We start from the raw sequence: 24,748 nt of genomic DNA, 5'->3' as shown, positions 1-24,748 counted from the left end.
AGTCGGGGCGGGTGCGGGCCCGCCCGGCCCGCACCCGCCCCGCCGATCGCCCGGCCCGCGCGGGTCAGCCGCTGTAGAGCCGGTCGATCTCCTCGCTGAACTGCTTGGCCACGACGTGCCGCTTGACCTTGAGCGACGGCGTCATCTGGCCGCCCTCCTCGGAGAAGTCCGACGGCAGGATGGTGAACTTGCGCACCGACTCGGCGCGCGAGACCGCCTTGTTGGCGTCGTCGACCGCCTCCTGGACAGCGGCCACCAGATCGGGGTCCTCGACCAGGTCGGGGATGTCGCCGGTCTTGCCCTTCTCCTTCTTCCAGAACTCGAAGGCCTCGGGGTCGACGGTGATCAGCGCGGAGATGAAGTTGCGGTTGTCGCCGACCACCATGCACTGGCTGACGATCGCGTGGCCGCGCAGCCGGTCCTCGATCACCGCGGGGGCGACGTTCTTGCCGCCGGCCGTCACGATGATCTCCTTCTTGCGGCCGGTGATCGACAGGTAGCCGTCCTCGTCCAGCACGCCGAGGTCGCCGGTGCGGTACCAGCCCTCGGAGTCGAAGGCCTCGCGCGTGGCCTGCTCGTTCCGCCAGTACCCGCGCATCACGTGGTCGCCCTTGACCAGGACCTCGCCGTCCTCGTCGATGCGGTGGCTGACCCCGGGCAGCGGGGGCCCCACCGTGCCGATCTTGTTCGCCGACGGGCTGTTCACGGAAGTGGGGGCCGAGGTCTCGGTGAGGCCGTAGCCCTCGATGATGGTCAGCCCGACACCGCGGAAGAAGTGGCCGAGCCGGTCGCCCAGCGCGGAGCCGCCCGAGACCGAGTACCGGGCCTGCCCGCCGACGGCGGCGAGGATCTTGCCGTAGACCAGCCGCTCGAACAGCGCGTGGCGCAGGCGCAGCGCCAGCGGCACGCGGCCGGAGTCCAGCGCACGGCTGTAGGCGACGGCGGTGTCGGCGGCGGCGCGGAAGATGCGGCCCCGGCCCTCGGAGACGGCCTTCTGCTCGGCCTTGTTGTAGACCTTCTCGAACACGCGGGGCATGGCGAGCAGGAACGTGGGGCGGAACGAGCCGAGCGCGTCGATGACCTCGGGGCCCGTGGTGGGGAAGTGGCCCATCACGGTGCGCGACTCCACGCAGCCGACCTGGATGATGCGGGCGAAGGAGTGCGCCAGCGGCAGGAACAGCAGCGTGGAGCGGCCCTCGATGGAGAAGACCTCGTGCAGCGGTCCGTGCACCGTGTTGAGGATGGTGAAGAGCAGGTTGCGGTGGGTCAGCTCGCAGCCCTTGGGGCGGCCGGTGGTGCCCGAGGTGTAGATCAGGGTTGCGGCCTCGTCGGCGGTGCCCGCCGTGCGCCGCTCCTCGACGGCGGAGTCGCCGACGCCGTCGCCGCTCTGCCGGAACTCGCCGAACGCCGGACCCTCGATGCGCCAGACGTGCTCCAACTCGGGCAGGTCGCCGCGGACGGCCTCGACACGTGCGGCGTGCTCGTCGCTCTCGGCGAAGACCGCCCGGCTCCCGGAGTCGCTGAGGATCCAGGAGATCTGCTCCTCGGACGAGGAGTCGTAGATCGGGACCGTGACGCCGCCCACCGACCAGACCGCGTAGTCGATCACGGTCCATTCGTAGCGGGTGCGCGACATCAGGCCGACCCTGTCGCCGTGCTCGATCCCGGCCGCGATCAGGGCCTTGGCGACGGCCGAGACGTCGTCGCGGAACTGCGCGCAGGTGACGTCGCGCCACTGGCCGTCCTCCTGCCGGCGGAACGCGACGGCGTCGGGCTCCTCCCGGGCCCGCGCAAAGAGCGTGTCGGGCAGCCGCGACTCGGCCGCGACCTCCACCTTCACCGGACTGCTGAATTCGCGCACGTCATTGCTCCCGGACATCTGCTTCCACGAGGGGACAGCACGACCGTAACAACTTTCCCTACCCGCGGGTAGAACACGTTCTCGGCTGGACGGCGTTGGTATCCGAAAGTGACCTTGAGCCCCGTACCGGCCGCGTACCGGCCGTTTCCCCGGGCCTACCCCGGAATCCTCCGGGGGGTCCCCGGATTTCCCCCGGGCGCCTCGCCCGGACCGCGCCCCGGGCGGCTAACGTGACGGGCAGAGCCGAGGAACAGGGCCGACAGGGAAGCGGGGTCGAAGTCACCATGGCCGAGCCTGATCGCGGCACCGACCGCACCGACAAGGACGGCAACGGGTCGCAGGACATCATCGACGACGCGCTGCGCATGGTCGACACGCTGCAGAGGCGGCTGCTCGTGGCCGGGGTGCGCCGCGGCGCCGCCGCGGCGACCGCACCGCCGCGCAAGGGGGACGTGTGGGAGGAGGCCGTCAAGTACGAGCAGCCCCGGCCCGCGGTCTCACCGGTGGACGAGCTGCTGGGCATCGCGCGCAAGAAGGGCCCGGAGGTCGTCGGACACCTCGGGCGGGCCGGCATCGCCGTGGTCGGCGCCGTCGGCGAAACCCTGGGCGTGGTCGAGCGCGCCCTGGAGCGCCGCACCCCCGACCCCGAACGGCCGCGCCCGAGCGACCGGGGGTCCCAGATGCGCTCCGAGGTCGAGGCGCCGCGTGAGATCCCCCGCGGGGACTGAACTAGAATCCCGCGGGAACCGGTTTAGACCAATCGCCGTGCCGCCCGCGCTCCACCCCCTGCGCCCCTGAGCCGCGGTGCGCCCGGCGCCGCGCGCACCGCGGGAGACGAGCAGGAGGAGCCGCGCATGCGGATGACGATCGGCGTGGACATCGGCGGCACCAAGGTGGCCGCCGGGATCGCCGACTCCGAGGGCCGGGTCCGCGACGTCGTCACGCACCCCACCCCCTTTGGCGACGGCGAGGCCCTGGCCGACGTCGTGGGCGGGGTGGTGCGCGAGCTGCGCGACGGCCACGCCGACGGCGCCGTCGCCGCCGTCGGCGTGGGCACCGCCGGGTTCGTCGACGCCGACCGGGCGACCATCGTGCTCGGCGCGAACCTGGGACTGGCCGAGGAGCCGTTCAAGGAGCGGCTGCGGCGGCGCGTGGACCTGCCGGTCGTGGTCGAGAACGACGCCAACGCCGCCGCGTGGGCCGAGGTCCGCTTCGGCGCCGGCCGCGGCAGCGGGCACGTCGTCTGCGTCACTCTGGGCACCGGAGTGGGCGGCGCCGTCGTCATGGACGGCGAGCTGCAGCGCGGGCGCTACGGCGTGGCCGGCGAGGTCGGCCACTACCGGGTCGTGCCGTTCGGGCGCCGGTGCGGATGCGGCAACCACGGCTGCTGGGAGCAGTACGCCAGCGGCCGCGCCCTGGTCGGCGAGGCCCTCGACCTCGCCCGCGCCGAGCCCAAGCGGGCCGAGCGGATGGCACAGCTGGCCGGGGGCGAGGCCGAGGACATCCAGGGCCGCGAGATCACCGCCGCCGCGATGGAGGGCGACGAGGGCGCGCTGTCCTGCTTCCGCGCGGTGGGGGAGTGGGTGGGCCTGGGGCTCGCCGACCTCGCCGCGATCCTGGACCCGGAGCTGTTCGTGATCGGCGGGGGAGTCTCCGACGCCGGCGACGTCCTGCTCGGGCCGGTCCGCGACTCCTTCGCCCGGCACGTCACGGGGCGCTCCACCCGCCGCCTGGCCGAGATCCGCATCGCCGAGCTGGGCTCCCGGGCGGGCATCGTCGGCGCCGCCGACCTCGCGCTGCGCTGATGCCGCGCCCGTCCCGTCCTCGGGCGGCGGCATGGGCGGCGCCGTCCACCCATGCCGCGGGGCGGCGCGGGTAGTCGTGCGGGTGTGACGGAATTCCGGATGCTCAGCTACAACGTGCACGGCCTGCGAGGCGGCCCGGACGCCGTGGCGCGGGTGGTCGACGCCTGCGCGCCCGACGTCGTGTGCCTTCAGGAGGCGCCGTACCTGCTGCGCTGGCAGTCCCGCAGGCGCAGGCTGGACCGCTCCATCGGCATGGTCCCGGCGATCAGCCGCCGCACCGGCGGGCTGGCCGTGCTGTACCGCCCGGGGATCGAGGTGCACCGCATCGGGCACCACGTGCTGCGCCGCTATCCGGGCCTGCGCGTGCGGAGCCTGTCCATGGCCGCGCTGCAGGTGGAGGGGCTGCCGCTGCTGGTCGCCTGCGCCCACTTCGACCCGCACCCCGGGGCCCGCCTGCACCACGCCGGGGAGGCGGTGGACCGCCTGGCCGCCTTCGCCGCCGAGAACCCGGGGCCGTTCGTGCTCGCCGCCGACGCCGCCTGCTCCCCCGGGGACGCGGCCTGGCGGCTGCTGACCGCCGGGCTGCGCGACGCCGCGGCCGAGCACCCGTGGGGCGGTTCGGCGACCTTTCCCGCGCACGCGCCGCGCCGCCGCGTCGACGGCGTCTTCGCCTCGGGCGACGTCCTGGTGCGCCGGGCCGGTGTGCCCGTGGACCTGGTCGACCCGGCCGACATGGCCGCCGCGAGCGACCATCTCCCGGTGCTCGCCGACATCGTGCTTGGCGAGGCAGGCGAGGCAGAGGAGGGGCGGCGCCCGGTCGGAGGCTGACCGGCGGGCGGCCCGCGCCGGGGGAGGGCCGCCCGCCGGGCGGCGCCGCGTGCTCAGCCGGTCGGCCGGCGGTGCGCCGCGCCGCGGCTCAGCGCCACCGGGCGGTGAAGGCCTGCGCGCAGTCCTCGCCGGGCGAGTCGGCGGAGGCCGAGCGGTCGGCGCCGACTCCCATTCGACGGACCCCGCGGGGCCGACCTTCACCAGCCGACCACGCGGACGTTCTGCCCTTACACATAGGGACGTCGTGCGGGGAACTCGGTCAGTGCGTAGCCCGGGCGGCGCGGTCCGAGCGGGAGCGGGCGGGCCGCCGCGGGTGCGGCGTACGGGGAGAGCCGGAGGCGCGGGGGTGCGCGGTTACGCCGCGGTGCCCGGGTTGTCGTCGGGCCGCTCGGTGCCGGTTCCGTCGGACTCGGGGGCGGGCACGCCCTCGGGGCCGGTGTCGGCCTCGGCCGACGAGCGCGTGCCGCGCTTCCTCCCCTTCTTGCGCGTGGACTTGCGCTCGGCCTTCTCGGCGCGCCTGCGCTCCTTCTCGCCGGCGTGCTGCTCCTTCTTCTCCTCCTTGGCCGCCGCCTCAAGCTCGGACTTGACCGACTGGGCGTAGCGGTCGACGTACTCCTGGCCGGACAGCTCCATCAGGGAGTACATGATCTCGTCGGTGACGGCGCGCAGGACCCTCGGGTCGCGCTCCATCCCGTAGTAGCGGGAGAAGTCCAGGGCCTTGCCGAAGACGACCTTGGGCCGGATGCCGAGCTTGGGCAGGGTGCGCCCGGGCGGCATGATCTTGTCGGCGTTGATCATGGCCATCGGGACGACCGGCGCCTTGGACTCCAGCGCCATGCGCGCCACCCCGGTGCGGCCGCGGTAGAGCTTGCCGTCGGGCGAGCGCGTGCCCTCGGGGTAGATGCCCAGCAGCTTGCCCTGCTTGAGCACCTTCAGTCCGGTGCGCAGCGCCGCCTCACTGGCCTTGCCGCCGGACCGGTCGATGGGGATCTGCCCGACCCCGGTGAAGAACAGGCGGCTGAGCAGCCCCTTGGGCCCGGTCCCGGTGAAGTACTCGGCCTTGGCCAGAAACGTGATCTTGCGGGGCAGGGGCAGCGGCCCGAAGAAGTGGTCGGAGAAGGACAGATGGTTGCCGACCATGATCGCCGGTCCCTGTCGGGGCACGTTCTCGACGCCTTCGGCGCGCGGCTGCCACAGCACCGCGATCACAGGTCCCAGAATCGCCTTGACAACCCAATAGAACACCGGCACTCACCCCCGCTCACGCGGGGCGTGCTTCGACGAACTCGCCACGTCAGCCTTCCCGCTCACACGAACATTCGCCGTCATCTTCCCATTGTCGCGGGCGTACTACCAATGGCGGAACAAGTTACCCGCAGGTAGTCGCGCCGCGGGTGCCGCGGACCCGCCCGCGGGCCGGTGCTGCGGCCGTTTCCGCCGACCCCGGGACCGGGTATCCGGGAGGCGGAGCGCGTACTAGTTTCGTAAAGTCGGTCAGTGAACCCGCGGCCGTCCGCCGCACCCCGCCGGATCCTCAGGAGGGCCCTCCATGCCGACGATGCCGGGTGCCGAGCCCTACCGCCGATCCGGCGACGGCGTCGGCGTGCTGCTGTGCCACGGCTTCACCGGGACGCCCCGCGCCCTGCGCCCCTGGGCCGAGCACCTGGCCGAGGCCGGGCTGGCCGTCGACGTCCCGCTGCTGCCCGGCCACGGCACCAGCTGGCAGGAGATGGCCAAGACCACGAGCACGCAGTGGGTGGAGGCCGTGGAGTCCGCGCTGCTGCGGATGCACGGGATCTGCCACACCGTCTTCGTCATGGGTTTGTCGATGGGCGGCTGCCTGGCGCTGCGCATGGCCGAACTGCACCCCGACAAGGTGCGCGGCGTGGTCGTGGTGAACCCGTCGCTGGCGCTGGAGAACCGCCTGCTGCTGGTGGCCCGGCTGCTGGCCCCCCTGGTGCCCACCACCGCCGCGGTGGGTGAGGACGTCAAGAAGCCCGGCGCCGGCGAGGGGTCCTACGAGAGGGTCCCCACCGCCGCGGCGGCGACACTCCCGAGGCTGTGGCGCGCCACGAAGCGCGACCTGCCGGCCGTCACCGCGCCGGTTCTCGCCTACCGGAGTCCCCAGGATCATGTCGTGGGGCCGCAGAGTCTGCGTATCCTCACAAGTAGGGCGGTGAACGCGCCGCTGCGCGTCCACTCCCTGGACAACAGCTACCACGTGGCCACACTCGACCACGACGCCTCAACCATCTTCGACGGCAGCCTCGCGTTCGTGCGCGAGCACAGCAGAAGCGGGGAAGGGACGAAGCGATGACTCATCGCCGGGGCAACGGTCTGCTCGCCGACACCTACGTCCCGCTCATCGTGCTCCCCACCGCCCTGGCCGACCAGATGCTCGACGCGCTGCGCGAGTCCGGCATCGCGGCCTACGCGGTGCAGCTGGACGACGGGCTGCTCGACGACTCCGGTGCGGTGGAGGAACCGCCGACCGACCACCTCTACGTCGACTCCCACGAGCGGGCCACCGCCGAGGAGATCCTGCGCGACCAGCTTCCGGACCTGGAGTACCGGGGCCTCGAACCGGGCGGCGCCGAGACCGTAGAGGGCCCCCGCCGGCAGACGCGGGTGGAGGCCGAGCCCGGTGCGGGGACGGGGGCCGCGGCGGCGGCCGCCGATGACGACGTGTGGGCCGATCTCGTCGCGCGCTTCTACGACACACCTTCCGCGTCCGAGGCCGCCTGGCCCGACGCCGAGAACCTCGCCGCCGGCGAGCGCCCCGCCTCCCCGGACCCCGATCCCGACGACGCCGCCGAGGACGCCGACGACGAGGAGGCCGGCGGCGCACCGGCCGCCCGCGTGGTCCGCCCGGCCGAGCCCGCGGACGACCGCGAGCACTTCGTGCCGCCCCCGCCGCCGCCCCTTCCCCGGGGCGACCTCACCAGCCGGCTGTCCTGGGCCGGACTCTTCGGCGGCCCGCTGCTGCTGCTTGGCTCGATGCTGCTGGGGATGTCGCTGCCCGGCTGGCTGGCGTTTCTGGCGGTGGCCGCCTTCATCACGGGATTCGTCGTGCTGGTGGTCCGCATGGGCGACCGCCCGCCCGGCGACAACGGCCCCGACGACGGCGCCGTGGTCTGACCCCGCCGCGCCGCCGCACGCGGCCCGCCGCCGTGCGCGTCCCGGCGCCGCGGCGCCCTCCCGTTCCCCCGGCCGGCAGGACCCTGAGCTGATGACCCCCGAATCCCCCGACCTCACCCGCGCGGCGGCCGGCGCCGCGCCCCCTTCCGGGACCGCTTCCGCGCCTTCCGGCTCCCCGACCGCCGCCCCCGGGACCGCGGGCGCCGGAGCGGGCACCGCGGCGAGCGGCCGCGGCGACGGGCGGCCCAGCGGGCCGACCGGGCTCTCCACGCCCCTGTGGCGCGCCATCGCGGTCTTCCGCGCGGCGTCGGTGGGCTACGCCGTGTTCCTGATGGTGCAGTACCTCGACCTGCTCGCACGGCCGTGGGCGGCGTGGGGCGTCCTCTGCGCCATGGCCGCGTGGACCGCCGCATCGGCCGTCCTCTACGCCCGACCGCACCGCCGCACCCGCCTCCTGCTGGCCGCCGACCTCACCGTCGCCTTCGGCTGCCTGGCGGCCACGGCCCTGGCGGTCGAACCCGGCTACCTGCGCATGGCCCCGCCGCTGACGACCACCTGGTTCGGCGGCGCCGTCCTCGCCGCCGCCGTGCTGGCCGGACGGCGCGTGGCGCTGGGCGCGGCGCTGGCGCACGGCGTCGTCGACATCGCGGTGCGGACAGCCATGGGCCTGACCATCACGGCCGCGGTACCGCGCGGCGTCGTGCTGCTGCTCCTGGCCGGCTACTCGGTGGGCTACCTGGCGACCTACGCCGCGGCGGCCGAGCGCCGCTTCGCCGAAGCCGTCGAGCTGGAGGCGCGCACGCGCGAGCGCGAACGGCTGGGCCGCTCCATCCACGACTCCGTGCTCCAGGTCCTCGCGATGGTGCAGCGGCGCGGGGCGGAGGCGGGCGGCGAGGCGGCCGAGCTCGGCCGCCTCGCGGGCGAGCAGGAGGCGCGGCTCCGCGCGCTGATCGCCGGCAGGCACGGCGCGGGCCCGGCGGACGGTCCCGCAGGGGGAGCGGACGGCGGCGCGGCCCCCTCCGCCGCGCCGGGGGACGCCCCGCCGACCGCCGACCTGGCGGGCCTGCTCGACGCGCACGCCGGCGCTCGGGTGACGCTCTCGGCGCCGGCGACCGAGGTCGCCGTGGAGGCCCGGGCGGCCCGCGAGATCGACGCCGCCGTCCGCGAGGCGCTGAGCAACGTCGAACGCCACTGCCCGCCCGGGACCCGCGCCTGGGTCCTGCTGGAGGACGAGGGCGGCACGGTCACGGTCACAATCCGCGACGAGGGCCCCGGAATCGAGCCGCACCGCCTCGACGAGGCCGCCGCCGAGGGCCGCCTGGGTCTCGCCCAGTCGATCCGCGGCCGCATCGCCGACCTCGGCGGCACCGCCGAGATCACCGCGGCCCCCGGCCAGGGCACCGAGATCGAGCTGCGCGTGCCGCGCTAGGTGTGCTGTCCCGGCACGTCGGTGACAGCCGACGCGCCGCGGCAGCGGTTGCATGAGAAAAGGGCCTGCTGGTCCCGGTGTGGATTGCGAACATCTGCACCGAGGCTCAGGAGGCCTTCGTGTGGCCACCGCAACGCCCCGCCGGTTCCCACCGGGCGCCTGCGACCGGGCCGGGCTGCGCGCCGCACTGGACCGCTGGTTCGGTCCGGTGGCCGCACCCGCTTAGCACGGCCGGGGATCGGGGCGGCTACGCCGGCGGCGGTCCGTCGCCGGGCTCCTCCTGATAGGAGTAGCGCTGCTCCTTCCAGGGGTCGGCGCGGTTGTGGTAGCCGCGCTCCTCCCAGAAACCGCGGCGGTCGGCGGCGAGGTACTCCACTGCGCGCACCCACTTCACGCTCTTCCACCCGTACAGGTGCGGCACGACCAGGCGCACCGGATGGCCGTACTCGGGCGCGAGGCGCTCGCCGCCGCGGTGGGTGGCCAGCAGCACGCCGGGGGCGAGGAAGTCGTCCAGGCGCATGTTGGCGCTGTAGCCGTACTCGGCCCACACCATCACGTGCGTGACGGCGGGCGCGGGCGGAGCCAGCTCCACCAGGGCCGCTGTCGAGACGCCGCTCCAGCGCACGGCGGGCAGGGTGAACCTGGTCACGCAGTGGAAGTCGGCGACGGCCGCCACACGCGGCAGCGCGTCGAACTCGGGCCAGGTCCACCGGTACTCGCCCAGCGACTCGGTGAAACCGTAGACCCGCAGGTCCCATCTGTGCGCACGGAACCGCGGCACCGGGCCGTAGTGCAGGGCGGGTCGGCCGCGTGGCACGTGCTGCCCCGGCGGCAGCGGCTGATCCGACAATCGCTCTCCTTCGCGCGTTCTTCGCCATCCTGCCAGTGCCGGGCGGCGGCGCGCTCGGCCCCTCCGCCCGTTCGGAGCGGGCCGGGGTATGCGCTATAGTCGCTTCCATGCAGCAGAGCTTTTGGCGCTTTTATGGCTACCGGCCCACGGCTAGGACGGTCGCCCGCCAAGCGCTGCGCTGAGACGGACGACCAGAGGAGCCCCGGGCCGGAAGCGGCCCGGGGCTCCTCTGCTGCCCGGCCCCTTCCGCCCCGCCGCTCCCGCCCCGTCCGGCCGACAACTCCACCGCGTCCGGGAACGGACACCGAAGTGCCGAAGGGACAACGCACATGGTCATCGTCATGGGGCCTGGGGCCACACGCGAACATATCGACAACCTCGTCGACCTCGTCGCAAACGCGGGGGGCGAGGCCTACGTGACCCGCGGAGTCAGCCGCACCATCATCGGCCTGGTCGGCGACGTACGGCAGTTCGAGACCCTGGACCTGCGCGCCATGCCCGGCGTGAGCGACGTCCTGCGCATCAGCGTCCCCTACAAGCTCGTCAGCAGCGAGCACCATCCGGGCCGCTCCACGGTGCGGGTCGCCGGCGTCCCCGTCGGCGGCGACAACATGACCGTCATCGCCGGCCCGTGCGCCGTCGAGACCCCCGACCAGACGCTGGAGGCCGCGCGCATGGCCCGCGCGGCCGGGGCCTCGCTGCTGCGCGGCGGCGCCTACAAGCCCCGCACCTCCCCTTACGCCTTCCAGGGGCTGGGCGAGACCGGCCTGAAGATCCTCGCCGACGTGCGCGCCGAGACCGGGCTGCCGATCGTCACCGAGGTGGTCGACGCCGGCGACGTGGACCTGGTCGCCGGCTACGCCGACATGCTGCAGATCGGCACCCGCAACATGCAGAACTTCGCGCTGCTGCAGGCGGCGGGCGAGGCCGGCCGCCCGGTGCTGCTCAAGCGCGGCATGAACGCCACCATCGAGGAGTGGCTGATGGCCGCCGAGTACATCGCCCAGCGCGGCAACCTCGACATCGTGCTGTGCGAGCGGGGCATCCGCACCTTCGAGAAGGCCACCCGCAACACCCTCGACATCAGCGCGGTGCCGGTGGCCCAGAGCCTGTCGCACCTGCCGGTGATCGTGGACCCGTCCCACTCGGGCGGCAAGCGCGAGCTGGTCCTGCCGCTGTCGCGCGCGGCGATCGCGGCCGGCGCCGACGGGGTCATCGTCGACGTGCACCCCGCGCCCGAGACCGCGCTGTGCGACGGCCCCCAGGCCCTGTTCGGCGACGACATCGGCGAGCTGGCCGGGATCGCGGCCACCCTCGCACCGCTGGTGGGCCGCACCCTCACCGCCGCGCCGGCGCCGACCGCGGCCGGCGTGTAGCGGAGGCCGGACGCACCGGGGTTGTCCCGTCCGGCGGTCTCCGCGGAGACCGCCGGACCGGCGCCGCCAGGCGGCGGGTCGGGCGGCCGACAGCGCGGCCCTTCAGACCTCGGCGGGCGCCGCGTCGCCCAGGAAGCTGGGGCGGTGCAGCTGCTTGACCGTGAGCAGGTGCTCGGCCAGCTCCTCGGCGTCCAGGCGCTTCTCGATCTGGCGCAGGTCGGGGATCTTGGCGGCGGTCTCGACCTGGCGCGGCGTGAGCAGCGTGCAGCAGTCCTCGTCGGGCAGCTCCGAGATCGACAGCGTGCCGATCCGCCGCGCCTGGTCCATGATCTCGGTCTTGTCCATGCCGATCAGCGGCCGCAGTATCGGCAGGTCCACGGAGTCGTCCAGCGCCGTCAGATTGGTCATGGTCTGGCTGGAGACCTGGCCCAGCGCGTCGCCGGTGACAAGCGCCTCGGCGTTGAGGTCGTCGGCCAGCGCCTCGGCGGTCTTGAGCATCAGCCGCCGCTGGGCGATGATCTGCAGCCGCTCGGCGCCGGAGGACTTCAGCTGCTGCTGCGCCTTGCCGAAGGGCACGACGAACAGCCGCGAGCCCACCTGGTACCGGTCCAGCTGGCGCACCAGGCTGTAGGCCTTGTAGACCGACTCCGGCCCGGTGAAGGGCATGCCCGAGAAGTGCAGGAAGTCGACCTTCAGGCCGCGGCGCATCATCCGGTGCGCGGCGACCGGGGAGTCGATCCCGCCCGACATCAGGACCAGCGCGCGCCCGCTCATGCCCACCGGAAGACCGCCCTGGCCGGGGATGCCGTCGGTGAAGACGAACACCTCGTCCTTGTCGACCTCGATGGAGACCGTGTTCCGCGGGTGCTTGAGGTCGACCGGCAGGCCGTGGGCCTGCTGCACGGCCGCGCCCACGTGCGCGGCGAGCTGCGAGGAGGTCAGCGGGAACCGCTTGTCGCGGCGGCGGGCCCGCACGGCGAAGGCGCCGCTGCGGTCGGCCAGGGCCTGCACCGCGGTGGCGGTGACCGCGTCGAGGTCCTTGGGCACCCGGCGCACCAGGTGCACCCACACCACGCCCATCACGTTGCGCATCCGCTCGCCCAGTTCGGCGACCTCGATGTCGGAGGCGCCGGGCATGCGGACGATGACGACCCCCGAGCCGCGCCGGGTCAGCCGGATCGGGCTCAGGCCGCGCGCGGACGCGCGGATGTTGTTGTGCAGGCGGCGCTCGAACAGGCTGCGGTTGCTGCCCTTGAGCACGATCTCGCCGAGCTTCATCAGCACGCACAGCTCGTGCGGTCCGGACGCCGACCGCTCCGGGACGGCGGCCTGGGCCTCGCGTCCTTCGACGGCCTCGGGCTCGGACATGACGGCCATGACAGCGGCTCCCAGATGTCTCGACGGGTGAGGGGAGGGCGGAGGCCGTTCCCCCGCCGCTTCCAGTATCGGACATCGCAACGACCGGACGCGACGGAGGATTCCCGCGCACGCGGCCGCAGCGGCGCCCGGGGTGTCCGAAACGCCGACGGCGCGCCCCGGCCGCGGTACCCGGCGCAAGCCGGCGGGGCGGGGCGCGCCGCGGAGCGGTGGGCGGTCGGTGCGCCGCCGCGGTGCGCCGGTCAGCCGAAGAAGACCTCGGCCTCTTCGAAGCGCTCGGCCGGCACGGTCTTGAGCTTGTCGGTGGCCGCCGACAGGTCGACCCGCACGATGTCGGTGCCCTGCAGCCCGACCATCTTGCCGTAGTCCTGGTCGTGGACGGCCTCGATGGCGTTCACGCCCAGCCGGGTGGCCAGCACGCGGTCGAAGGCCGAGGGGGTGCCGCCGCGCTGCACGTGGCCCAGGACCACCGAGCGGGCCTCCTTGCCGGTGCGCGACTCGATCTCCTCGGAGAGGCGCTGGCCGATGCCGCCGAGGCGGACGTGGCCGAAGGCGTCCTTCTCGCCGGCGGAGAGCTCCATCTGGCCGTCCTTGGGGTGGGCGCCCTCGGCGACGACGAGGATGGGCGCGTAGTTGGTCTCGAACCGGCTCTCGACGTGCGCCACGACCTCGTCGATGTCGAAGGGGCGCTCGGGGATGAGGATGACGTTGGCGCCGGCGGCCATGCCCGAGTGCAGCGCGATCCAGCCGGCGTGGCGGCCCATGACCTCCACGACCAGAGCGCGGTGGTGGGACTCGGCGGTGGTGTGCAGCCGGTCGACCGCCTCGGTGGCGATGTTGACGGCCGTGTCGAAGCCGAAGGTGTAGTCGGTGGCGTTGAGGTCGTTGTCGATGGTCTTGGGCACGCCCACGACGTTGACGCCGCGGTCGGTCAGCTGCGTGGCCACCCCCAGGGTGTCCTCGCCGCCGATGGCCACCAGGGCGTCGATGCCCAGCTCGGCCATGTTCTCCTTGACCCGCTCGACGCCGCCCTCGATCTTCATGAGGTTGGTGCGCGAGGAACCCAGGATCGTGCCGCCGCGCGGCAGGATCCCGCTGACGGCCGCCCGGTCCAGGGCCATGGTCGCGCCCTCAAGCGGCCCGCGCCAGCCGTCCCGGAACCCGACGAACTCGTAGCCGTAGTCCTTGATGCCCTTGCGGACCACTGCGCGGATGACCGCGTTCAGCCCCGGGCAGTCGCCGCCACCGGTCAGCACCCCGACTCGCATGCGTGCACTCCTCGAATTCCTGTGGACAACCTGACCGCCCCTGCCGGCGCGGGCGCCGTTCGGGCGGTGCGGACCGCAGGGCGACAGCGGTCGTCCGCCGTCACGCCAGGGGCCACAATGTGACCGGTGCCACGGAAGGCGCGCGCCGAGCGTTGGAAGCCGCCTGCCGGGGGGTAAGTCCCCCGGATGGCGGATCGGAGCCGGGGCGGCGCCTTCAGTCCCGCACCGTCCGCATGGTCTAGACCATAGTCGCCCAACGTGCTGGAGGCCAACCCATGTCCGTCCTCGCGCTCGATGCCGGCACCACCGGCGTGACCGCACTCGTCGTCGACGACAACGGCGGTGTTCTCGCCCGCGGCTACCAGGAGTTCGCCCAGCATTACCCCGAGACCGGCTGGGTCGAGCACGTTCCCGAGGAGATCTGGCAGGCGACCCTGGCCGCGTGCCAGACGGCCCTGGACGCCACCGACAGCGTGCCCACCTGCGTGGGCATCACCAACCAGCGCGAGACGGCGGTGCTGTGGCACCGCAAACGCGGCAGCTCGCCGCGCAGAGCCGTCGTCTGGCAGGACCGCCGCACCGCGGGCATCTGCGCCGAGCTGCGCGAGGCCGGGCACGAGGGCCGCGTGACCGACGTCACCGGCCTGCGGCTGGACCCCTACTTCACCGGCACCAAGCTCACCTGGATCAGCCGCAACGACCAGCGGGCCTGGAGCGGCGTGGAGTCCGGCGAGACCGTCGTGGGCACCGTCGACTCCTACGTCATCAGCCGGATGACCGCCGGGGCCCGGCACGTCACCGACGCCTCCAACGCCTCCCGCACCCTGCTCTACGACATCCACCGCGGCGAGTGGTCGCAGGAGATGTGCGACCTGCTCGGCGTGCCGCTCTCGGCGCTGCCCGAGGTCGTGCCCTCCTACGGGGTCGTCGGCGAGACCGACCCCCAGGAGTTCCTCGGCCTGCGGATTCCCATCGCCGGGATCGCCGGCGACCAGCAGGCCGCCATGTTCGGCCAGAACTGCTACACCCCGGGCACCTCCAAGTGCACCTACGGCACCGGGTCCTTCGTGCTGGTCAACACCGGCCAGCAGCCGGTGGCGCCCGACCACGGCCTGCTCAGCACCGTGCTGTGGCAGCACCCCGACGGTCGGCTCGACTACGCCCTGGAAGGCTCGATCTTCGTCACCGGCGCGGCCGTGCAGTGGCTGCGCGACGGGTTGGGCCTCATCGACAGCGCGCCGCAGTCCGAAGGGCTGGCCGCCAGCGTGCCCGACTCCGGCGGCGTGGTGTTCGTCCCGGCGCTGACCGGCCTGGGGGCGCCCGACTGGGACCCCCACGCCCGCGGCGCCATCTTCGGCATCACCCGCGGCACCCAGCGCGCCCACATCGCCCGCGCCACCCTGGAGGCGATCGCCTTCGAGGTCCGCGACGTGGTCGAGTCCATGGCCGCCGCCTCCGGCACCCGGCTGCCGGAGCTGCGGGTGGACGGCGGCGCCTCCACCAACGACCTGCTCTGCCGCATCCAGGCCGACCAGCTCCAGGTCAGCGTGGCCCGGCCCGAGGTGCAGGAGACCACTGCGCTGGGCGCCGCGTTCCTCGCTGGACTGGCCACCGGCGTGTGGTCCTCCACCGACGAGCTCGCGCGCACCTGGCACCTGGACCGCCGCTTCGAGCCCGGCGACCGCGACGACGCCGCCCACCGGCGCTGGCGCACCGCCGTCGAGCGCTCCAAAGGCTGGGCCGAGCTCCGCTGAAGCCCCGCCCGCGCGGGCCCGCGCAGGCACCGCCCGTGCGGCCGCACTCGCGCGGCCGCGCGGGCGCCGGCGGGCGCGCCGCGCGGCGCCCGGGCTCACTCGTCGCCGTCGAGCCCCCGGTCGATCGCATAGCGCGCCAACTCGACGCGGTTGTGCAGGTGCAGTTTGCTCAGCGTGTTCTGCACGTGGTTCTGCACGGTGCGGTGGGACAGGGTCAGGCGCTCGGCGATCTGCTTGTAGCCCAGCCCCTTGGCCACCAGCCGCAGCACCTCGGTCTCGCGCGGGGTCAGCGACGGCGCCGCGGGCTCGCCGGCCGGCTCCGGCTCGGCGGCCATCCGGCGGTACTCGCCCAGCACCAGCCCGGCGAGGCCGGGGGTGTAGACCGCCTCGCCGGCGTGCACCCGGCGTATGGCCTCCAGCAGCTCCTCGCGCTGGGCCGACTTCACCAGGTAGCCGGTGGCGCCGGCCTTGACCGCCTCCAGGACGTCGGCCTGCTCGCCGCTGGCCGAGAGCACCAGCACGCGCGGCGGCTCGCCGCCGGCCAGCAGGCGGCGCGTGACCTCCACGCCCCCGATGTCGGGCAGCTGCAGGTCGACCACCGCGACCGTGGGCCGGGCCGCCGGGGCCACGCGCACGGCCTTGGCGCCGTCGCCCGCGGTCGCCACCACCGCGAAACCGGCCTCGGCCAGGTCGCGCGCCACCGCGTCGCGCCACATGGGATGGTCGTCGACGACCATGACGCGGATCGCGCGCCCCTCCGCCGACTCCGCCTCTGCCCGGTCGATCATGGAGCGACTCTAACGGAGCCTCCGCGGCGGCCGCGGCCCTCGGCGGGAGGCGGTGGTGCGGTCAGTCGTCACCGCCGTCGCCGTCGCCGCCCTGGCCGTTGCCGTGGCCCGGCGGCCTGCCGCCGCCACCGCCGGTGTCGAACGGGCTGGCGACCAGCTCGATCTCGGTGTCCTTCTCGGCCTCGCCCTGCGGGCTGTAGCTGGTGACCGTGTCGCCGCCGAAGATCCTGGTGACCTTCACCTTGAAGCCCAGCTCCTCCAGCTTCTTCTTCGCGTCGTTCACGTTCCATCCGGTCACATCGGGGATCCCGATCGCCGCGGGCCCCGAGGACACGGTGATCGTGACGGTGTCGCCGGAGCTCACGGTCTCGCCGCCGGGCGGGTCCTGCGATACGACCTCGCCCTCGGGGACGTCCTCGCTGGGCTCCTCGGTCACCGAGACCTGCAGCCCGGCGTCCTGCAGCGCCGTCTCCGCCTGGTCCTGCTGCATCCCCTCGACCTGGGGGACCTCGAACCCCGCGCTGACGGACAGGGTGACCGGCTCCTCGCGGTCGGCGTCGGTGCCCGCCTCGGGGTCGGTGCTGATGACCGTCCCCGCCGGCTGGTCCTGGGACTCGGTCTCCTGCTCCACGACCTCGGCGAAGCCCTGGTCCTCCAGCGCGGCCCGCGCGTCCCCGGCGCTCTGGCCCACCAGGTCGGGCATCTCGACGGTCTGCGGCCCCTTCGACAAGAAGAGCTTGACCGTGTCGCCGGGGAGGATGCGCTCACCCACCGCGGGCTCCAGCTTGGCGACGGAGCCGGCCGACTCCTCGGAGTAGACGCGCTTGTCGGAGGTCTCGATCTGCACCGGGATGTCGCCCAGCACCGCGCGGGCGCCGGACTCGTGCATGCCGACGACCTCGGGCACGGGCTCGTACCTGCCGACCAAAAACCACCAGCCGAACACCAGGAGCACCACCGCGAGCACGCCCGCGACGATCATCATCGGGTAGCTGCGGTAGTCCAGCCGCAGGCGGGAGCGCCGCCCCCGCCCGCCGCGGAACGCCGGTGCGGCCTCCTCCCCGGCCGGCCCGCCGGTCTCGACGACGAGGGTGTCGTTGGACCCGTCCGAAGCCGGGGGCGGCGCGGCGGTGTGACCGCCGTGGGCCGCCTCGGCCGCCCCGGCGGCCGGCAGCGCCGACTTGGTGTTGAGCACCAGGGCCAGGTACTGGCCGGCGTCGCCGGGCCGATAGCTGGGGTCGCGCTCGGTGGCGCGGGTGACCAGGGTGTCGATCTGGGGCGGCAGCCCGGGGACGGCGCGCGAGGGCCGCGGCACGTCCTCGTTGACGTGCTGGTAGGCGATCGAGATGGGGGTGTCGCCGGTGTGCGGCTGCGCGCCGGTCAGCAGCTCGTAGAGCATGATGCCGGCCGCGTAGACGTCGGTGCGCGCGTCCGCGGCGCCGCGCTCGATCTGCTCGGGCGCCAGGTAGGCGGCGGTACCCATCACGGTGCCGGTCTTGGTGGTGGCCTGCTGGGAGGACTCCACCGCCCGCGCCAGGCCGAAGTCGGCGACCTTGACGCGGCCGTCCTCGGTGAGCAGCACGTTCTCGGGCTTCACGTCGCGGTGGACCAGTCCGGCCTGGTGGGCGGCGCCCAGCGCCGCCAGCACCGGCGAGATGACCTCGACCGCGTCCGAGGGCGACAGGCGCCCGCGCGCGTTGAGCATGTCGCGCAGTGTCCGCCCCGGCACGTACTCCATGGCCAGGTAGACGTGGCCCTGGTCGGTGCCCTGGTCGTAGACCTGCACCACGTTGGGGTGGGAGAGCTTGGCCACCGAGTGCGCCTCGTTGATGAAGCGGCGCACGAAGGAGGGGTCCTGAGCCAAGGAGGGGTGCATGACCTTGCAGGCCAGTCGCCGGTCCAGCCGCGTGTCGTGCGCGACGTAGACCGTGGCCATGCCTCCGCTGGCCACCCGTGCCTCGACGTGGTAGCGCTGATCGAGTGTCGTGCCCACCAGAGGGTCGGCAGTCGTCATGTCCACACCCGGGAGTGTAAGGCGTCGTGCGTGCGGGGGTGGCGCCTGCGGTGGTCCGCGGCCCGACCGCGACCGGGCACAAGCCCCTGAACTGGGCGGACGGCGCGGCCGAGGGTGAGACCGGACACGCGGGCCGTCCGGGCGCCGCCGGACGGTCCGCTGTGGATCCTAGTCCACGGCCGGGGAGGACGCCCGGGCGTAGCGCCGAACGGGGATGCGCCCGGCGCGTCGGGCGGCGCGGCCGGCGCTCACGGCGTCGCGCATGGCGGCGGCCATCAGTACCGGGTCCTGGGCGCGGGTGACCGCGGTGGCCAGCATGACCGCGTCGCATCCCAGCTCCATGGCCAGGGCGGCCTCGCTGGCGGTGCCGATGCCGGCGTCGATCACCACCGGGACCCCCGCCTGCTCCACGATCAGCTCGATGTTGTGCGGGTTGCGGATGCCCAGGCCGGAGCCGATGGGGGCGCCCAGCGGCATGACCGCGGCGCAGCCGACCTGCTCCAGCCGGCGCGCGAGGACCGGGTCGTCGTTGGTGTAGGGCAGGACGGTGAACCCCTCGTCGACCAGGCGCTCGGCCGCGTCGAGCAGCTCGACCGGGTCGGGCAGCAGAGTGCGCTCGTCGGCGACGACCTCCAGCTTGACCCAGTCGGTCTCCAGCGCCTCGCGGGCCAGGCGGGCGGTGCGCAGCGCGTCGCCGGCGGTGAAGCAGCCGGCGGTGTTGGGCAGCGGCCGGATGCCGTTGCGCCGCAGCACGTCCCACACCGTTCCTTCGGCGCCGGGGGAGACCCGGCGCAGCGCGACGGTGGTCAGCTCGGTGCCCGAGGCGGCCAGGGCGTCCTCCAGGACGCGCAGCGAGGGCGCGCCGCCGGTCCCGGTGATGAGCCGGGAGGTGAACGAGCGCCCTGCGATGACCAGCGGGTCCTCGCCGGACTCCGCGCCGGGGTGCGGCCGGTCCTCGCGGCCGGTGCCGGGAGCTCCGGCGGCCTCCGGGCTCGCCGGGGTGTGCGTGTGGGTCACGTCAGCCTCCTTGGACCGCGGTGAGCACGTCGACGCGGTCGTCCTCGCCGACCTCGGTGATGGCCCAGCCCGCCTTGGGCACGACCTCGTCGTTGAGCGCGACGGCGATGCCGGCGGGCCGGTGCGTCAGAGAGCGCACGACCTCCTCCACGGTGGTCCGGGGTGGGACCGCGCGGCGCTCGCCGTTGATGATCACATCCACTGGTCCTGCTCGCCTCCCTCGGTGCGGCCGCCGTCCGCGGCGGCGGGGAGACCGCCGGCGGCGCGGGTGGCGGCGAACCGGCGCGCGTAGTCGGGAAGCGCGCCGGTGGTCAGAGCCTGGGCCATGGCGTCACCGGTGGCCGGGGCGAGCAGCACCCCGTGCCGGAAGTGGCCGGCGGCCAGGTGCAGCCCGGGGACCGCGGTGGGGCCCAGCAGCGGTTCGTTGTCGGGGGAGCCGGGGCGCAGGCCCACACAGGTCTCGGCGACCTCCAGCTCGCTGACGCCGGGCACCAGCTCGTGGGCGTCGCGCAGCACCTCCCACAGGCCGCCGGCGGTCAGGCGGGTGTCGAAGCCCTGCTCCTCCTGGGTGGCGCCGAGCACGATCTCGCCGGAGCCGCGCGGTACCAGGTACACGGGCGATCCTTTGACCAGGCCGCGCACGGTGCGGGTGACGATCGGGTCCTCGCCCTCGGGCGTGCGCAGGCGCAGCAGCTGGCCCTTCACCGGGCGCAGCGGCGGCACCACGCCCTCGGGGACCCCCTCGATCGCCGGGGTGCCCACCCCGGCGGCCAGCACGACCTGCCCCGCGGAGACCTCGTTGCCGGAGTCGAGTACGACCCCCCGGGCGCGGCCGCCGTCGAGGACCAGTCGGCCCGCGCGGTCGCGCACGCCCACGGCGCCCCGCCGCTCGGCGGCGGCGCGCATCGCCTCCAGCAGTGCGCGCGGGTCCACGGAGTGGTCGTCGGCCGCCAGGTAGCCGCCGCGCACCGACGGCGCCAGCATGGGCTCCAGCCTGCGGCACTCGCGCCCGGTGAGCCGCTCGGTGGACAGGCCCAGGCGCTCCCGCAGCTCGCCGAGGTGGCCGAGCCGGGCCATGTCGTCGGTGTCGAAGGCGACCTGCAGGGTGCCCTCGGCGCGGTAGCCCGCATCCAGCCCGCTGTCCTCCTCAAGTTCGGCGACGAAGGAGGGGTAGCGGTCGCGGGAGAGGACGGCGAGGCGCATCAGCGCCTCCTCGCCGTAGGAGGCCTCGGTGGCGGGGGTGAGCATGCCGGCGGCCACGGTCGAGGCGGAGCCTTCGACCGGTTCGGCCACCACGGTCACGCTCAGCCCGGCGCGGGCGGCCCGCCAAGCGGTGGCCAGCCCGACGAGCCCGCCGCCGACGACGACCACGTCGGCGGTGCGCTGCGAGGCGGAGAGGTCGGTCGCTGCACACACGGTCCTGCTGCCACTTCCTTCGCCGGTATGACCCGGATCAGGTTCATGCGGTCGGAGGCGGCCAGCCTCCCTCTCAGCCGGGTCCCGCCCCGGCTCCCGCGGGTGTTCTCGTCCGCACCCATTCTAGGGCCCGGCCCGCCGGGGTGTCCCGGGCGGAGCGGCGCTCCTCCCGGCGGACCGGGCCGGGGCGTGTTCGACGGATCCGTCCACAGCGGGCGGCGCGCTCCAGGCCGTCGAAGAGCGACGCGATCCACTCCGGGCTGCGGTGCCGGTAGGGCAGCGGCGCGTTGGCGTTGTACTCCTCCAGCGCGGCCGGCACACCCGGGTCGGTGTCGGTGCCGTCCCACAGTGCGAGGTAGCTGCCGCTGGGCAGGGCCTCGACGAGGGCGCGGATGATCCGCGGCACCTCGTCGGCGTCGATGTGGCCCAGGACGCCCATCAGCACCAGGGCGATCGGCCGGTCGAAGTCGAGGCGCCCGCGGACCGCGGCGACGATGGATTCGGGGTCGCGGATGTCGGCGTGGATGTAGTCGGTCGTGCCCTCGGCCGTCCCGACGAGCAGGGCGTTGGCGTGTGCCAGCACCAGCGGGTCGTTGTCGACGTAGACGACGGTCGACTAAGACGCGTGGGTGCGCCCCGTGGTCGGGGCGTGCAGCGCTGTTCCGGAGCGGGGCGCTGCGCAGGAGGACAGCGACCCGCCGAACACGCGCCCTACGCCCTGAGCGATACGCCGCCGCAGCGGAGTTTGGCACGGGGGCGGGTGTGGCACATTGGCAGCGTGAACGAGAACGACAGCGACATCGACGCCCTCGTCGGTGAATGGATGACACTGAAGGACGCGGCGCAGGAGCTGAACGTCAGCCCGAACCGGGTCAAGCAGTTCATCGCCGACCACAAGCTGCTGGGCGTGCGGCGCGGCGGCGAGCTCTGCGTCCCGGCCGCGTTCATCTCCCGCGGCGACGTCGTCAAGGGTCTGCCCGGCACGCTCACCGTCCTGGCCGACTCCGGGTTCAGCACCGAAGAGGCGCTGGAGTGGATGTTCACCCCTGACGACACGCTGCCGGGAGCGCCCATCGAGGCGCTGAGCGACAACCGCGGCACCGAGGTCCGCCGCCGCGCGCAGGCCATGGCCTTCTGACCGCGCCCTGCGCCGGAGGCGTCCGCCCCCGCCGGGGCGGCCCGCCCCGGCGGAGGAGGGCGCGCGCGGGCGCCCGGCCCGCGGCGGTTACCCTGGCCCGGTGAACGCGAGCCTGCGAGAGCGCCTGGACCGGGCGCGCCTCTACCTGTGCACCGACGCCCGCGCCGACCGGGGCGACCTCGCCGAGTTCCTCGACGCCGCGCTGGCCGGCGGCGTCGACATCGTCCAGCTGCGCGACAAGTCCCTGGAGGCCCGAGGGGAGCTCGCCGCGCTGGAGACCGTGCGGGCCGCCTGCGAGCGCCACGGGGCCCTGATGTCGGTCAACGACCGCGCTGACATCGCCCTGGCGGCGGGCGCCGACGTGCTGCACCTGGGCCAGGAGGACCTGCCTGTGGCCCACGCGCGCGCCGTCGTCGGCGCCGGTCCGCTGATCGGCCGCTCCAACAGCGACGCGGCGATGGCGGCCGCCTCCGACCAGGAGGAGGGCGTCGACTACTTCTGCGTGGGTCCGACCTGGACCACGCCTACAAAGCCGGGCCGGGCCGCCGCCGGGCTGGAGCTGGTGGAGCGCACCGCTGCGATGGCCCCGCAGCGCCCCTGGTTCGCCATCGGCGGCATCGACCTGGCCAACCTCGACCGCGTGGTGGCGGCCGGCGCCCGGCGCGTGGTCGTCGTGCGCGCCATCACCGGCGCCGAGGACCCGCGCGCCGCGGCGGAGGAGCTCGCGCGCAGGCTCGCCGCCGCGGGCTGAAGGCGCCCGTGCCCCCTCCGGCGGGCGCGCCCTTTGCCTAACACCGTCAGGTAACGATGTGCCCGGCATGCTTTCCCGCGTGCCCCGCCCCTTCTAGCGTCGGTGACACGAATCACGTCCGTACTGCGTGAAGGGTGAGGGCGAATGCGCAGCACCATGCAGGACGTCCCGCTGTCCGTCGGCGACCTCGTCCGCTACGGCACCTCGGTGCACAGCCGGGCCCGCATCACCACCTGGACCGGCGGCGAGCCCCGCCGCGCCACCCTCGGCGAGGTCGGCGCGCGCGCCGCCCGCCTGGCCCACGCGCTGCGCGGGCTCGGGGTCGCCGGAGACGAGCGCGTGGCCACATTCCAGTGGAACAACCAGGAGCACCTGGAGGCCTACCTCGCCGTCCCGGCCATGGGCGCGGTGCTGCACACGCTCAACATCCGGCTGCACGCCGACCAGGTCGCCTACATCGCCGACCACGCCGAGGACCGCGTCGTCATCGTCGACGCCTCCCTCGTCCCGGTGTTCGCGCCGATCCTGCCGCGGCTGCGCACCGTGCGCCACGTGATCGTCGCCGGAGGGGAGCCCGGCGGCCTCGCCGCCGAGGGCGTGGAGGTGCACTCCTACGAGGACCTGCTCGCCGGACGGCCCGACACCTTCGACTGGCCCGAGATCGACGAGCGCGACGCCGCCGCGATGTGCTACACCTCCGGCACGACCGGGGCGCCCAAGGGCGTCGCCTACAGCCACCGGTCGATGTACCTGCACTCCATGCAGGTGTGCATGACCGACGGCATGGCCGTCGCCCAGGGTGACACCGTGCTCGCCGTCGTGCCCATGTTCCACGCCATGAGCTGGGGCCTGCCCTTCGCCGCGCTCATGGTGGGCGCCTCGCTGGTGCTGCCCGACCGCTTCCTTCAGCCGGGCCCGCTGGCCGACATGATCCAGGCCGAGCGCCCGACCATCGCGGCGGCCGTGCCCACCATCTGGCACGGGCTGCTGGAGGAGCTGGAGGCGGCGCCGCGCGACGTGTCCTCGCTGCACAGCGTCATCGTGGGCGGAGCGGCCTGCCCGCCCTCGCTCATGGAGCGCTTCGAGGAGCGCTACGGGGTGCCCATGCTGCACGCCTGGGGGATGACCGAGACCTCCCCGCTGGGCAGCTTCGCGCGCCCGCCCGCCGAGGCCGCCGGCAGCGAGCGCCGCGCCTACCGCCTCAGCCAGGGGCGCCTGCCGGCTTCGGTGCGGGGCCGGCTCATCGGCCCCGACGGCGCGGTGGTGCCGCACGACGGCGCCTCCGTCGGCGAGCTGGAGGTGCGCGGGCCCTGGGTGACCGGCTCCTACTACGGCGGAGAGGACCCGGAGAAGTTCCACGACGGCTGGCTGCGCACCGGCGACGTCGGCTCTCTGACCCCGGACGGCTTCCTGCGGCTCACCGACCGCGCCAAGGACGTCATCAAGACCGGCGGCGAGTGGATCTCCTCGGTCGAGCTGGAGAACTCCGTCATGGCCCACCCGGACGTGGCCGAGGCGGCCGTCGTGGCCGTGCCCGACCCCAAGTGGGACGAGCGCCCGCTGGTCGCCGTCGTCCTCCGGGACGGCGCGGCCGCCGGCGCCCCGGAGCTGCGGGAGTTCCTGGCCGAGAAGATGGCGCGCTGGCAGCTGCCGGAGTTCTGGACCTTCGTGGCGGAGGTGCCCAAGACCAGCGTCGGCAAGTTCGACAAGAAGACCCTGCGCTCCCGGCACGCCTCGGGCGAGCTCGAGGTCGTCGACACGCGCGAGTGACCGCTCGCGGCGCCTCTCCGGCGCCGGCGCGGGTCGGACCGGCGCGCGGTGCAGCGCGCCGGGGCGGGTGCGCAGGCAGCCCTCGACGGACCGGGCGGGCCCTCCGGTCAGCTCGGGCACGGCGGGGCGGGACCGCGTCCGGTCCGCCCGCGGCGATCGCGGCGCAGG

Annotated in this window: 21 protein-coding genes, 1 pseudogene and 1 riboswitch; of the genes and pseudogenes, 11 read left to right on the top strand and 11 right to left on the bottom strand. The window is 74.2% G+C overall.

Annotated elements, in window-relative coordinates; genetic code table 11:
• Positions 1-64 precede the first annotated feature (64 nt).
• On the bottom strand, positions 65-1,861 hold the full coding sequence (locus ABD284_RS00180; protein ID WP_344140743.1) for an AMP-dependent synthetase/ligase: 1,797 nt from the start codon (positions 1,859-1,861) through the stop codon (positions 65-67).
• Positions 1,862-2,145: 284 nt separating this feature from the next.
• Between ABD284_RS00180 and ABD284_RS00175 the strand changes: the two genes are divergently transcribed.
• From ABD284_RS00175 to ABD284_RS00165, 3 genes are all read left to right on the top strand, one after another.
• Positions 2,146-2,589 (top strand): hypothetical protein, encoded by a 444-nt coding sequence (locus ABD284_RS00175; protein ID WP_344139411.1) that lies wholly within the window; start codon positions 2,146-2,148, stop codon positions 2,587-2,589.
• A gap of 126 nt (positions 2,590-2,715) precedes the next feature.
• Entirely contained in the window at positions 2,716-3,666 is a 951-nt protein-coding gene (locus tag ABD284_RS00170; RefSeq protein ID WP_344139408.1) for an ROK family glucokinase, read from the top strand.
• Between the two features lie 84 nt (positions 3,667-3,750).
• Positions 3,751-4,494, top strand: coding sequence for an endonuclease/exonuclease/phosphatase family protein (locus tag ABD284_RS00165; protein WP_344139405.1), 744 nt, complete (start codon positions 3,751-3,753; stop codon positions 4,492-4,494).
• 354 nt (positions 4,495-4,848) lie between these two features.
• Here ABD284_RS00165 and ABD284_RS00160 read toward each other — a convergent pair whose 3' ends face one another.
• The gene (locus tag ABD284_RS00160) at positions 4,849-5,739 is read right to left on the bottom strand and encodes a lysophospholipid acyltransferase family protein (protein ID WP_344139402.1); all 891 of its coding nucleotides are present in this window, start codon (positions 5,737-5,739) and stop codon (positions 4,849-4,851) included.
• A 304-nt stretch (positions 5,740-6,043) separates the two neighbouring features.
• Here ABD284_RS00160 and ABD284_RS00155 point away from each other — a divergent pair, with 304 nt between their 5' ends.
• The 3 genes from ABD284_RS00155 to macS all read left to right on the top strand — a co-directional run bounded on the left by ABD284_RS00155 (position 6,044) and on the right by macS (position 9,061).
• Positions 6,044-6,811, top strand: coding sequence for an alpha/beta hydrolase (locus ABD284_RS00155; protein WP_344139399.1), 768 nt, complete (start codon positions 6,044-6,046; stop codon positions 6,809-6,811).
• On the top strand, positions 6,808-7,632 hold the full coding sequence (locus tag ABD284_RS00150; protein ID WP_344139396.1) for a hypothetical protein: 825 nt from the start codon (positions 6,808-6,810) through the stop codon (positions 7,630-7,632). The genes ABD284_RS00155 and ABD284_RS00150 overlap by 4 nt, the downstream gene beginning before the upstream one ends.
• 91 nt (positions 7,633-7,723) lie before the next feature.
• Complete coding sequence (gene macS / locus ABD284_RS00145) at positions 7,724-9,061, top strand: MacS family sensor histidine kinase (RefSeq protein ID WP_344139393.1); 1,338 nt, start codon at positions 7,724-7,726, stop codon at positions 9,059-9,061.
• Between the two features lie 247 nt (positions 9,062-9,308).
• On the opposite strand, the gene ABD284_RS00140 is transcribed toward macS, so the two are convergent.
• Positions 9,309-9,911 (bottom strand): molybdopterin-dependent oxidoreductase, encoded by a 603-nt coding sequence (locus ABD284_RS00140; protein ID WP_344139389.1) that lies wholly within the window; start codon positions 9,909-9,911, stop codon positions 9,309-9,311.
• A 329-nt stretch (positions 9,912-10,240) separates the two neighbouring features.
• Between ABD284_RS00140 and aroF the strand changes: the two genes are divergently transcribed.
• A complete protein-coding gene (aroF, locus tag ABD284_RS00135; RefSeq protein WP_344139385.1) occupies positions 10,241-11,287 on the top strand; it encodes a 3-deoxy-7-phosphoheptulonate synthase in 1,047 nt (348 codons plus the stop codon).
• Positions 11,288-11,389: 102 nt separating this feature from the next.
• On the opposite strand, the gene thiI is transcribed toward aroF, so the two are convergent.
• Entirely contained in the window at positions 11,390-12,664 is a 1,275-nt protein-coding gene (gene thiI / locus ABD284_RS00130) for a tRNA uracil 4-sulfurtransferase ThiI (protein WP_344139381.1), read from the bottom strand.
• A 242-nt stretch (positions 12,665-12,906) separates the two neighbouring features.
• Positions 12,907-13,932, bottom strand: coding sequence for a 6-phosphofructokinase (locus tag ABD284_RS00125; RefSeq protein WP_344139378.1), 1,026 nt, complete (start codon positions 13,930-13,932; stop codon positions 12,907-12,909).
• 275 nt (positions 13,933-14,207) lie between these two features.
• Here ABD284_RS00125 and glpK point away from each other — a divergent pair, with 275 nt between their 5' ends.
• Positions 14,208-15,686 (top strand): glycerol kinase GlpK, encoded by a 1,479-nt coding sequence (glpK, locus tag ABD284_RS00120; protein ID WP_344139375.1) that lies wholly within the window; start codon positions 14,208-14,210, stop codon positions 15,684-15,686.
• A 95-nt stretch (positions 15,687-15,781) separates the two neighbouring features.
• Here the strand turns inward: glpK and ABD284_RS00115 are convergent, their stop codons facing one another.
• From ABD284_RS00115 to ABD284_RS00090, 6 genes and pseudogenes are all read right to left on the bottom strand, one after another.
• Entirely contained in the window at positions 15,782-16,474 is a 693-nt protein-coding gene (locus ABD284_RS00115) for a response regulator (RefSeq protein WP_344139372.1), read from the bottom strand.
• Positions 16,475-16,535: 61 nt separating this feature from the next.
• Entirely contained in the window at positions 16,536-18,494 is a 1,959-nt protein-coding gene (gene pknB / locus ABD284_RS00110; protein ID WP_344139369.1) for a Stk1 family PASTA domain-containing Ser/Thr kinase, read from the bottom strand.
• A 162-nt stretch (positions 18,495-18,656) separates the two neighbouring features.
• The gene (locus tag ABD284_RS00105; protein ID WP_344140742.1) at positions 18,657-19,403 is read right to left on the bottom strand and encodes a thiazole synthase; all 747 of its coding nucleotides are present in this window, start codon (positions 19,401-19,403) and stop codon (positions 18,657-18,659) included.
• 103 nt (positions 19,404-19,506) lie between these two features.
• Positions 19,507-19,707 carry a sulfur carrier protein ThiS gene (gene thiS / locus ABD284_RS00100; protein WP_344139366.1) on the bottom strand — a complete coding sequence of 67 codons (201 nt, stop codon included), beginning with the start codon at positions 19,705-19,707 and terminating at the stop codon, positions 19,507-19,509.
• Positions 19,698-20,921 carry a glycine oxidase ThiO gene (gene thiO / locus ABD284_RS00095; RefSeq protein WP_344139363.1) on the bottom strand — a complete coding sequence of 408 codons (1,224 nt, stop codon included), beginning with the start codon at positions 20,919-20,921 and terminating at the stop codon, positions 19,698-19,700. The genes thiS and thiO overlap by 10 nt, the downstream gene beginning before the upstream one ends.
• A riboswitch (TPP riboswitch) is annotated at positions 20,918-21,031 on the bottom strand. It overlaps the preceding gene by 4 nt.
• Positions 20,995-21,522: pseudogene (locus ABD284_RS00090) on the bottom strand (SAM-dependent methyltransferase); the annotation flags it as partial. It overlaps the preceding riboswitch by 37 nt.
• 177 nt (positions 21,523-21,699) lie before the next feature.
• Between ABD284_RS00090 and ABD284_RS00085 the strand changes: the two are divergent.
• From ABD284_RS00085 to ABD284_RS00075, 3 genes are all read left to right on the top strand, one after another.
• The gene (locus ABD284_RS00085; protein ID WP_344139360.1) at positions 21,700-22,059 is read left to right on the top strand and encodes an Rv2175c family DNA-binding protein; all 360 of its coding nucleotides are present in this window, start codon (positions 21,700-21,702) and stop codon (positions 22,057-22,059) included.
• A gap of 100 nt (positions 22,060-22,159) precedes the next feature.
• A complete protein-coding gene (gene thiE, locus ABD284_RS00080) occupies positions 22,160-22,810 on the top strand; it encodes a thiamine phosphate synthase (RefSeq protein WP_344139357.1) in 651 nt (216 codons plus the stop codon).
• Positions 22,811-22,954: 144 nt separating this feature from the next.
• Positions 22,955-24,580: a long-chain fatty acid--CoA ligase gene (locus ABD284_RS00075; RefSeq protein WP_344139354.1), complete on the top strand. Its 1,626-nt coding sequence runs from the start codon at positions 22,955-22,957 to the stop codon at positions 24,578-24,580.
• The last annotated feature ends 168 nt before the right edge of the window (positions 24,581-24,748 follow it).

Origin of the sequence: Streptomonospora arabica (genome assembly GCF_039531585.1) — a bacterium.
Lineage (GTDB): Bacteria > Actinomycetota > Actinomycetes > Streptosporangiales > Streptosporangiaceae > Streptomonospora > Streptomonospora halophila.
This window is presented reverse-complemented; position numbering and strand designations above follow the sequence as displayed.

What these genes read in the sequence shown, in the direction of transcription:
- ABD284_RS00175 (WP_344139411.1), top strand. Translation starts at nt 2,146, where the DNA reads ATGGCCGAGCCTGATCGCGGCACCGACCGCACCGACAAGGACGGCAAC.
- ABD284_RS00170 (WP_344139408.1), top strand. Translation starts at nt 2,716, where the DNA reads ATGCGGATGACGATCGGCGTGGACATCGGCGGCACCAAGGTGGCCGCC.
- ABD284_RS00155 (WP_344139399.1), top strand. Translation starts at nt 6,044, where the DNA reads ATGCCGACGATGCCGGGTGCCGAGCCCTACCGCCGATCCGGCGACGGC.
- ABD284_RS00150 (WP_344139396.1), top strand. Translation starts at nt 6,808, where the DNA reads ATGACTCATCGCCGGGGCAACGGTCTGCTCGCCGACACCTACGTCCCG.
- macS (WP_344139393.1), top strand. Translation starts at nt 7,724, where the DNA reads ATGACCCCCGAATCCCCCGACCTCACCCGCGCGGCGGCCGGCGCCGCG.
- aroF (WP_344139385.1), top strand. Translation starts at nt 10,241, where the DNA reads ATGGTCATCGTCATGGGGCCTGGGGCCACACGCGAACATATCGACAAC.
- thiI (WP_344139381.1), bottom strand. Translation starts at nt 12,664, where the DNA reads ATGGCCGTCATGTCCGAGCCCGAGGCCGTCGAAGGACGCGAGGCCCAG.
- ABD284_RS00125 (WP_344139378.1), bottom strand. Translation starts at nt 13,932, where the DNA reads ATGCGAGTCGGGGTGCTGACCGGTGGCGGCGACTGCCCGGGGCTGAAC.
- glpK (WP_344139375.1), top strand. Translation starts at nt 14,208, where the DNA reads ATGTCCGTCCTCGCGCTCGATGCCGGCACCACCGGCGTGACCGCACTC.
- ABD284_RS00115 (WP_344139372.1), bottom strand. Translation starts at nt 16,474, where the DNA reads ATGATCGACCGGGCAGAGGCGGAGTCGGCGGAGGGGCGCGCGATCCGC.
- ABD284_RS00075 (WP_344139354.1), top strand. Translation starts at nt 22,955, where the DNA reads ATGCGCAGCACCATGCAGGACGTCCCGCTGTCCGTCGGCGACCTCGTC.